Genomic DNA, 7,811 nt, shown 5'->3' with positions numbered 1-7,811 from the left:
GGCACATTCCCCCGCTCTGCCCCGGCGAGGGGAAGATAGCGAAGCGGTGGCCGCCCGTGCCGCCAAATTCGGCGGGATAGCCAAGGCCCAATATTCCCGCCTCAGCTGCCTTTTTGTGCAGGCTGCGCGGCAGCTCGCCTGCAGCCTCCCATGCATCTACATTAGGCAGGATTTCGCGTTCGACGAAACGACGAACCGTGTCGCACACCGCCTCATGGCTTTCATCATAATAAGGCGAACGGGCGCGCCATTGGTCAAATAAAGGGGATGTCATCTGGGCTTCTCCTGCATCTGCATTTGCCCCATGCTTAATCGCTCGATTAAATTGAGCAAGCCAGCAATGAGGCGTCAGCAGATTACAGGCGCGGCAGTGTCACACCCTTCTGCCCCATATATTTGCCTGCGCGGTCGGCATAGCTGGTCTCGCACGGTTCATTGCCTTGCAGGAAGAGGAACTGGCACGCGCCCTCATTGGCATAGATTTTCGCGGGCAGCGGGGTGGTGTTTGAAAATTCGAGCGTAACATGCCCTTCCCAGCCTGGCTCGAGCGGGGTGACATTCACGATGATGCCGCAACGGGCATAAGTGCTCTTACCCAAACAGATCACGAGCACGTCGCGCGGCACGCGGAAATATTCGACGGTGCGGGCAAGCGCAAAGCTGTTCGGCGGGATGATGCAGACATCGGTTTCGCGGTCGACAAAGCTTTTGGGATCAAATTCCTTGGGGTCGACGACGCTCGAATCAACATTGGTGAAAATCTTGAATTCCGGCGCAACACGCGCGTCATAGCCGTAAGAAGACAGGCCATAGCTGATGCATCCATCGCGGCGCTGCGCCTCGACAAACGGCTCGATCATCCCGTTTTCGAGCGCCTGCTGCCTGATCCACTTGTCCGAAAGAATTGCCATATAGCCCTCAACACTTCACTTCGTCACCGCCGCGCAGGCGGGGGTCCAACTCCCGTCGCTTAAATTTAGAGTTCGGGGGTTGGATTCCCGCCTTCGCGGGAATGACGAAAAAAAGGAAGTGGGAAATTGCTCGACGGTCAGCTTTTCAAACTCGCCGGGCCAAATCCATATGGCAGAAGTTCGGATAGCAGATACGTTTCATAGCCGCTGGCATGCGCGCAATGTATCGGCAGATCGATTGCGTTGAGGTCGGCGACCTCCTTAATCACCTGGCGGCACCGGCCGCAGGGAGTAATGGAATCAGCACCGATCACCGCTCCGCCCTCGCTTGAACGCGGACCACCCGCCACTGCAACGGCAACAATCCGGCGCATCTGACCATCGCTATTGGCCTTGGCGATAGCAACGGTTTCGGCACATAAGGTCATGCCATAGCTGGCATTTTCGAAATTGGCACCGGTGACAATCTGCCCGTCATCCAGCAACAGCGCCGCGCCGACATGAAAATTCGAATAGGGCGCATAGGCATTATGCGCGGCATCGATTGCCGCACGGACCAGTTTTTCGTTCATTTCGCTCATTCGCGCACCACCACCCATTGCACCGGTTCATCCACGCCATCGATACGGCGCTGCGGGTTGGCTGTCCACATCACCCAGGGGCGCGCAGCATATTCGGGCAACAGCCAGGTCTTTTCGAGCCACACTGTGCGATCGATCGAACTGCTCAACCGGTACTGTTCTTCGAAATCCTGACTGATCTTCAGAATGGCCGGTTTGCCGAGATGCGCTTCGATCTGCGACAGGAAGGTTGCAACTTCGGAAAGCACCAATGCGCGATCCGGCTTGCTGGCACATGTTTCGGTAAAACTGAAATCGACCGCTGCCGGCAATGCCGTATCGCTGCGCGCGACTGTTGTGATGAATAGGGTCGCCTGATCGCTTGCAAGCCGGCACAAATCATAGCGGTGCATCGGGCCATAGCGCACCCCGGCCTCCCTTGCAGCGGCAACGTTGGCGGCAAATCCGGCATCGCGGTTTTTTGATCCATCGGTTGCCGACACATAGGCAAAATCTACGCCCGTTGCTGCGAGCATGCCCCAATCGAGCTTGCCGTGCGATGCGTCGACGACGATGCCCTGCACCGGATAATCCTCACGCGAAGGTGCCCAGCCGAGAATGGCGCGCCAAGTGAGAAAAGCGCCTGCCAGCAGCACGAGCATGATCGCGCCCAAACGCCAAAGCCTGAATTTCCCGCTGGCCATCGCTGTCCTCTAATCCTGCCTGATGGCCTATTGCTTGATGTGCAGGACGCAGATCAATGTGAATAATCGCCGCGCTGTCGCAAAATCGACCTCGATCTTGCCTTCCAGCCGCTCGATCAAAAGCTCCGCCGCGCTGTTGTGCACGCCGCGCCGCGCCATGTCGATTGTCTCGATCTCGGCGGCAGTCGCCTTGCGGATCGCCTGATAGTAACTGTCACAGATGGCGAAATATTCGCGCACCGGGCGCTGGAACCGGCCGAGACCCAGGATCAGGGTTTCGTGGGGAGTGCCATCTTCACGGGATATATCGAGGACCAGCCGCCCCTCGGTGACGCTCAGCTTCAGCCGGTACGGTCCTGCATAGCCGTCACCCATATCGCGCAGCGGCTTGAAATGGTTTTCTTCGATCAAGTCAAAGATCGCGACCCGCCGTTCCTGCTCGATATCGGCGTTGCGACGCAATATGGTCGCTTCGTCGAGCTCTACGGATATGATGCGCGGGTCTGCCATGGGCTTCCTCTAGCCGATGCGTCGGCAGGGGCAAGAGGTTGCATTCTCCCGTCGCCCCTGCGCAAGCAGGGGCCGCCACAAGTTTACATCGCCATCGGATAGCAAACGTCTAGCGGTCCCTGCCTGCGCAGGGACGACGCCGGTTTGTCCACAGTTGTTTCAACGACTCTATTTCCGTCGCCCTATTGCGGTTGTCGCCCCCCTGCGCGATAGCACCCCTATGGCCGAACCCATCCGCCTTGCCGCCGTCAATGATGGCGAAGAACAGCGCCTGCCGCGCAATGTCGAGGCAGAGGCGGCCTTTCTTGGCGCGTTGATGATCGACAACCGCATCATCGAGGATGTCTCGATCAAGCTGCGGCCCGAGCATTTCTTCGAACCGCTGCACGGGCGTATTTTCGACCAGATATTGCGCCTCATCGACCGCAACATGCTGGTGACGCCGGTGACGCTGAAACCGCTGTTCGAAAGCGACCCGACGATGCAGGAGCTGGGTGGCCCCGGCTATCTCGTCAAATTGACGGCTGATGGCGCAGGCCTGATCGGCGCGCGCGATTTCGCGCAGCAGATTTACGACCTCGCCTTGCTGCGTGAACTGGTCAGCGTCGGTCGCGGGCTGGTTGAAGGTGCGCTTGACACCAGCGAAGCCGTCGATCCCAAGCTGCAGATCGAGCAAGCCGAGGCGCAGCTTTATAAGGTCGCCGAAGGCGAAGGTGAGACGGGGAGCATGAAGAGCTTCCTCGCCGCATCGACCGAAGCGATCAAGAATGTCGAAAAGGCGCTGAACAGCGGCGGACATCTGTCAGGTGTCACCACCGGGCTCGACAGCATCAACGCCAAATGCGGCGGCCTGCACAATTCGGACCTTATCATCCTTGCCGGACGCCCGGGCATGGGGAAAACCTCGCTTGCCACCAATATCGCCTTCAACGCCGCACAACGCTGGTTGCGCGACCGTGAGGACGGAATCGACGAAGCCAAGAGTGTTGGTGCCAAGACGGCCTTTTTCAGCCTCGAAATGTCCGCTGACCAGCTGGCAACACGTATCCTTGCCGAACAGTCGGGCATCAGTTCCGAAGCGCTGCGCATGGGCAAGATCAGCCGTGACGATTTCCGCGAACTTTCCCGCGCCAGCCGCGAATTGCAGGAATTGCCGCTCTATATCGACGATACCCCCGCGCTGACTATCGCTGGCCTGCGCACCCGCGCGCGACGCCTTCAACGCAAGCATGGCATCGGCCTGATCGTGATCGACTATCTGCAGTTGCTGCAGGGCTCGTCGCGCAGCAGCGACAACCGCGTCAACGAAATCTCCGAAATTTCGCGCGGGTTGAAGACGCTGGCGAAGGAATTGCAGGTTCCTGTCATCGCGCTGTCGCAGCTAAGCCGTGCAGTCGAACAGCGCGAAGACAAGCGCCCGCAACTGTCGGATCTGCGTGAATCGGGCTCAATCGAGCAGGACGCCGACATGGTCTGGTTCGTATTCCGCGAGGACTATTATGTCGCCGCGCGCGAGCCCAAGCATGGCAGCGACGACGATGTGAAGGCTACCGAGGAATATGAAAAGTGGCGGCAGGAAATGGAACGCGTCTTCGGCACCGCCGAACTGATCGTCGCCAAACAGCGTCACGGCTCGACCGGCAAAGTACGCATGAAGTTCGAGGCGAAGATCACGCGGTTCAGTGACCTAGCCGACGACAGCTATGCTGATCAGGGGTATGAATGAAGGCGCTGTTCGCAGCCGTTGGCCTGATGCTGGCTACTGCCGCCCCGGCAGAATCGATCAAGGAGCCATTTATGTTTCATGCAGCCGGCGAATTTGATGTCGCTCTGAAACCCGTTTCGGCGGCAGACGAAGCCTTGATGCGGATGTCCATCGACAAGCAGTTTCGTGGAGACCTCGAAGCAACCAGTGTTGGCCAGATGATGGCGGGCGGCAATGAGGCCAATGGCGCGCGCGTCTATGTTGCGCTCGAAACCGTCACCGGCAAACTAAAGGGGCGCAGCGGCAGCTTCATCCTCGCGCATCGCGGGACCATGTCCGCCAGCGGGCAGGCCTTGTCGGTGATAATCGTTCCCGACAGCGGGACCGACGAGTTGAAAGGCATCGCCGGAAATCTCGATATCGAAATCCGCGACGGCAAGCATTTCTATTCGATGGATTATACGCTGCCCGAGTAGGGATGCGGTCTTATCGACACAACCTCCCCATCGACTTGCGATGGGGAGGGGGACCGCCCGAAGGGTGGTGGAGGGGAAGCGGACGCAGTCCGCCCTATTAATTCAGCAATTCCCCTCCGTCAGTTGCTGCGCAACTGCCACCTCACCATCGCAAGTCGATGGGGAGGATTAAGCCAATCTCGCCGCCAAAATATAGTTGAGCGCTTTGTTTGAACTAAGGTGCAAGCCGGACAGCGGTGAAAAGGCAATGCCCTCTATTGCAATGACCTGTAGCCCCGCATCTGCCAGCAAGGCCGTGACCTCATCGGGTGTCAGGAACTTGACCCAGTCATGCGTTCCGCGCGGCACCTGGCCGAGCCGCTCGGCGGCCTCGACGAGGAACAGCTTTGAGGCAGCAGTCCGGTTGGGCGTTGACAGGATCATCAGTCCATCGGGTTTCAACCGTGCCGCCAGTTCGCCAACAAAAGCTGCGGGTTCGGTGACATGCTCGATCACCTCCATCGAGGTCACAAGATCGAACTGGCCCAACCGCTGCGCCGCAAGCTCTCCCGCCCGATAGTCAATCGACAGCCCCGACTGCTCAGCATGTGCCTTTGCCGCCACAATATTCTCCGCAGCTGCATCGACTCCGGTCACTGCCGCTCCCAGCCTTGCCAAAGGCTCGCACAACAGCCCTGCCCCACAGCCGACATCGAGCGCAGCCTTGCAGGACAGCGGCTTCATCGCGGTTTCCTCGGTGCCGAAATGCCGGTCAATCTGTCGCCGGACAAAGCCCAAACGCACCGGATTGAGCTTGTGCAGCATCGCGCTCGACCCCTTGGGATCCCACCAGTCCGCCGCCAGCGCACCGAAATGCGCGGCTTCATTTGGGTCTATGGTAGTTTTTCTGTTCGCAGCTTGGCTTGCCTTTGTCATATCCTGTCCCTATCAGCGCCGCTGTTTGTAATATAGCCCTTTCACGCAAGGTTCCTATGGCCCGGATAGTCATGAAATTTGGCGGCACCTCGATGGCGGGGACCGAGCGGATTCGCCGCGTTGCGCAGATTGTGAAACGCCAGGCCGAAAAGGGTGACGAAGTCGCCGTGGTCGTCTCCGCCATGTCGGGCGAAACCGACCGGCTGGTGGGCTTTTGCCGCGAAGCCAACCCGCTGTACGATCCGGCCGAATATGACGTGGTCGTCGCATCGGGCGAACAGGTTACGTCAGGTCTTCTCGCGATCACCCTACAGGCGCTGGGATGCAAGGCGCGCAGCTGGCTGGGCTGGCAATTGCCGATCCACACCGACGATGCCCATGCCAAAGCACGCATTGGCACAATCGACAGCGAAGCCCTTCTCGCCTCGATGGCCGAAGGCACGATTGCCGTTATCCCCGGTTTCCAGGGGCTGACCGACGACAACCGCATCACCACGCTCGGCCGGGGAGGTTCGGATACGTCGGCGGTCGCGGTTGCCGCCGCAATCAAGGCCGACCGTTGCGATATCTATACCGATGTGGACGGCGTCTACACCACCGACCCGCGCATCGTCAGCCGCGCCCGCAAGCTGAAGGCGGTGACCTACGAAGAAATGCTCGAGCTGGCCTCGGTCGGCTCCAAGGTGTTGCAGACCCGCTCGGTCGGGCTTGCCATGAAAGAAGGCGTGCGCGTGCAGGTGCTCAGCTCCTTCATCGACGAAAACGCCCCCAGCGCAGATACCATCCCCGGCACGATGATCGTGACCGACGAAGAACTGGAGAATGCCCAAGTGGAACGCCAGCTGATCACCGGCATCGCCGCCGACAAGAATGAGGCCAAGATCACTTTGACCCGCGTGCCCGACCGCCCCGGTGCGGTGAGCCACATCTTCGCGCCGCTCGCGGAATCGAACATAAATGTCGACATGATCATCCAGAATGTCGGCCGCGACAAGGGCGAGACCGACGTGACCTTCACCGTGCCGCAGGCCGACCTCGCGCGCGCCACCGACGTGCTGCAGAACCAGCGCGAAGCCATCGGCTATAACCGCCTGATCCCCGACACCAAGGTAGCCAAAATCTCGGTCGTTGGCGTCGGAATGAAGAGCCATGCAGGTGTCGCCTCCACGATGTTCACCGCGCTTGCCGACCGCAAGATAAACATTCAGGCGATCTCTACATCTGAAATCAAGGTGTCGGTGCTGATCGACGAGGATGAGACCGAATTGGCCGTCCGCGTGCTGCACACAGCCTATGGGCTGGATGGGGAGTAGAGATGGTTTTTGTTTGCGTTCGATGGCTTGCTCCAGCTGCACGCAGGAGTTTTGGAAAGTCTGTCACCAGTAAGATCAACAATGCAAGTATTTGAATTTACAAACCAGTCTTGATGTAGCGTTCGATCGCGTAATATCAAATTATCTGGACGCACATCTATTGGGGTTTTGATACTTCTCTTGATTATGTAATCGCCATCAGCTTGACGAAAAAGTGATCCATTTTTCAGAAGCTCAATGATTCCTAGTTTTCCTGGGAAAATTTTGTACTTATGAGCGTTCATAAGATACTGTGATTCTTCTGAATTAAACTCGTATACACCTCTGGGATAATTCCAAAGATGGTCCGCCCAAGCTGCTTCTATGCCGTTCGCTCGCCCAAAAAAGCGGCGAGGCCTGGTTAAATCATAGTCATATCGTGTTGCAGATGGTAAACTGATGCCAGCATTTTGATTTACCGAGATCATCCCAATTTCTTGACCATTTATTGCAGTTTTCCAGCCGATTGCTTTTTGCTGTTGTTTCAGAAAATAGTATTCATTGTTGTCAATCAAACAGGGATCATAGCTCTTACGTATTTTATTGGGGTCAACACCAACCACTGCAGTCAAATAATTGCCGTTGGTATCTTTAGAATGTGTTGCCAAATGGAGCTCTTTGATACGTCCAACAGCACCTTTCACCCGCCAAATGTGGGGGCGGTGGTTCCCTAAACGA

10 protein-coding genes are annotated in these 7,811 nt (G+C 57.8%); 3 read left to right on the top strand and 7 right to left on the bottom strand.

Annotation, left to right across the window (positions count from 1 at the left end; genetic code table 11):
• From PKC81_RS11260 to PKC81_RS11240, 5 genes are all read right to left on the bottom strand, one after another.
• A partial coding sequence (locus PKC81_RS11260) for an acyl-CoA dehydrogenase family protein (protein WP_324336116.1) occupies window positions 1-274 on the bottom strand: 274 nt, incomplete at its 3' end.
• 82 nt (window positions 275-356) lie between these two features.
• The gene (gene dcd / locus PKC81_RS11255; protein WP_115549989.1) at window positions 357-911 is read right to left on the bottom strand and encodes a dCTP deaminase; all 555 of its coding nucleotides are present in this window, start codon (window positions 909-911) and stop codon (window positions 357-359) included.
• A gap of 137 nt (window positions 912-1,048) precedes the next feature.
• Window positions 1,049-1,492: a cytidine deaminase gene (locus PKC81_RS11250; protein WP_324336113.1), complete on the bottom strand. Its 444-nt coding sequence runs from the start codon at window positions 1,490-1,492 to the stop codon at window positions 1,049-1,051.
• Entirely contained in the window at window positions 1,489-2,175 is a 687-nt protein-coding gene (locus PKC81_RS11245; protein ID WP_324336111.1) for a GH25 family lysozyme, read from the bottom strand. Before PKC81_RS11245 ends, PKC81_RS11250 begins: the two co-directional genes overlap by 4 nt.
• Before the next feature lie 27 nt (window positions 2,176-2,202).
• Entirely contained in the window at window positions 2,203-2,685 is a 483-nt protein-coding gene (locus PKC81_RS11240) for a UPF0262 family protein (RefSeq protein WP_324336109.1), read from the bottom strand.
• Between the two features lie 220 nt (window positions 2,686-2,905).
• On the opposite strand from PKC81_RS11240, the gene PKC81_RS11235 reads away from it, so the two are divergent.
• Entirely contained in the window at window positions 2,906-4,411 is a 1,506-nt protein-coding gene (locus PKC81_RS11235; RefSeq protein ID WP_324336107.1) for a replicative DNA helicase, read from the top strand.
• Window positions 4,408-4,866, top strand: coding sequence for a DUF3224 domain-containing protein (locus tag PKC81_RS11230; protein WP_324336105.1), 459 nt, complete (start codon window positions 4,408-4,410; stop codon window positions 4,864-4,866). Before PKC81_RS11235 ends, PKC81_RS11230 begins: the two co-directional genes overlap by 4 nt.
• Window positions 4,867-5,034: 168 nt before the next feature.
• Here the strand turns inward: PKC81_RS11230 and ubiG are convergent, their stop codons facing one another.
• Window positions 5,035-5,781: a bifunctional 2-polyprenyl-6-hydroxyphenol methylase/3-demethylubiquinol 3-O-methyltransferase UbiG gene (gene ubiG, locus PKC81_RS11225; protein WP_324336103.1), complete on the bottom strand. Its 747-nt coding sequence runs from the start codon at window positions 5,779-5,781 to the stop codon at window positions 5,035-5,037.
• Window positions 5,782-5,837: 56 nt separating this feature from the next.
• On the opposite strand from ubiG, the gene PKC81_RS11220 reads away from it, so the two are divergent.
• A complete protein-coding gene (locus PKC81_RS11220; protein WP_115549984.1) occupies window positions 5,838-7,094 on the top strand; it encodes an aspartate kinase in 1,257 nt (418 codons plus the stop codon).
• On the opposite strand, the gene PKC81_RS11215 is transcribed toward PKC81_RS11220, so the two are convergent.
• Entirely contained in the window at window positions 7,073-7,777 is a 705-nt protein-coding gene (locus PKC81_RS11215; RefSeq protein ID WP_324336099.1) for a hypothetical protein, read from the bottom strand. The two genes, PKC81_RS11220 and PKC81_RS11215, sit on opposite strands and share 22 nt — an antisense overlap.
• Between the last annotated feature and the right edge of the window lie 34 nt (window positions 7,778-7,811).

Source organism: Sphingorhabdus sp., assembly GCF_035329025.1.
GTDB lineage: Bacteria > Pseudomonadota > Alphaproteobacteria > Sphingomonadales > Sphingomonadaceae > Sphingorhabdus_B.
This window is presented reverse-complemented; position numbering and strand designations above follow the sequence as displayed.

Coding starts and splice junctions, on each gene's coding strand:
- dcd (WP_115549989.1), bottom strand. CDS start 911: ATGGCAATTCTTTCGGACAAGTGGATCAGGCAGCAGGCGCTCGAAAAC.
- PKC81_RS11250 (WP_324336113.1), bottom strand. CDS start 1,492: ATGAGCGAAATGAACGAAAAACTGGTCCGTGCGGCAATCGATGCCGCG.
- PKC81_RS11245 (WP_324336111.1), bottom strand. CDS start 2,175: ATGGCCAGCGGGAAATTCAGGCTTTGGCGTTTGGGCGCGATCATGCTC.
- PKC81_RS11240 (WP_324336109.1), bottom strand. CDS start 2,685: ATGGCAGACCCGCGCATCATATCCGTAGAGCTCGACGAAGCGACCATA.
- PKC81_RS11235 (WP_324336107.1), top strand. CDS start 2,906: ATGGCCGAACCCATCCGCCTTGCCGCCGTCAATGATGGCGAAGAACAG.
- PKC81_RS11230 (WP_324336105.1), top strand. CDS start 4,408: ATGAAGGCGCTGTTCGCAGCCGTTGGCCTGATGCTGGCTACTGCCGCC.
- ubiG (WP_324336103.1), bottom strand. CDS start 5,781: ATGACAAAGGCAAGCCAAGCTGCGAACAGAAAAACTACCATAGACCCA.
- PKC81_RS11220 (WP_115549984.1), top strand. CDS start 5,838: ATGGCCCGGATAGTCATGAAATTTGGCGGCACCTCGATGGCGGGGACC.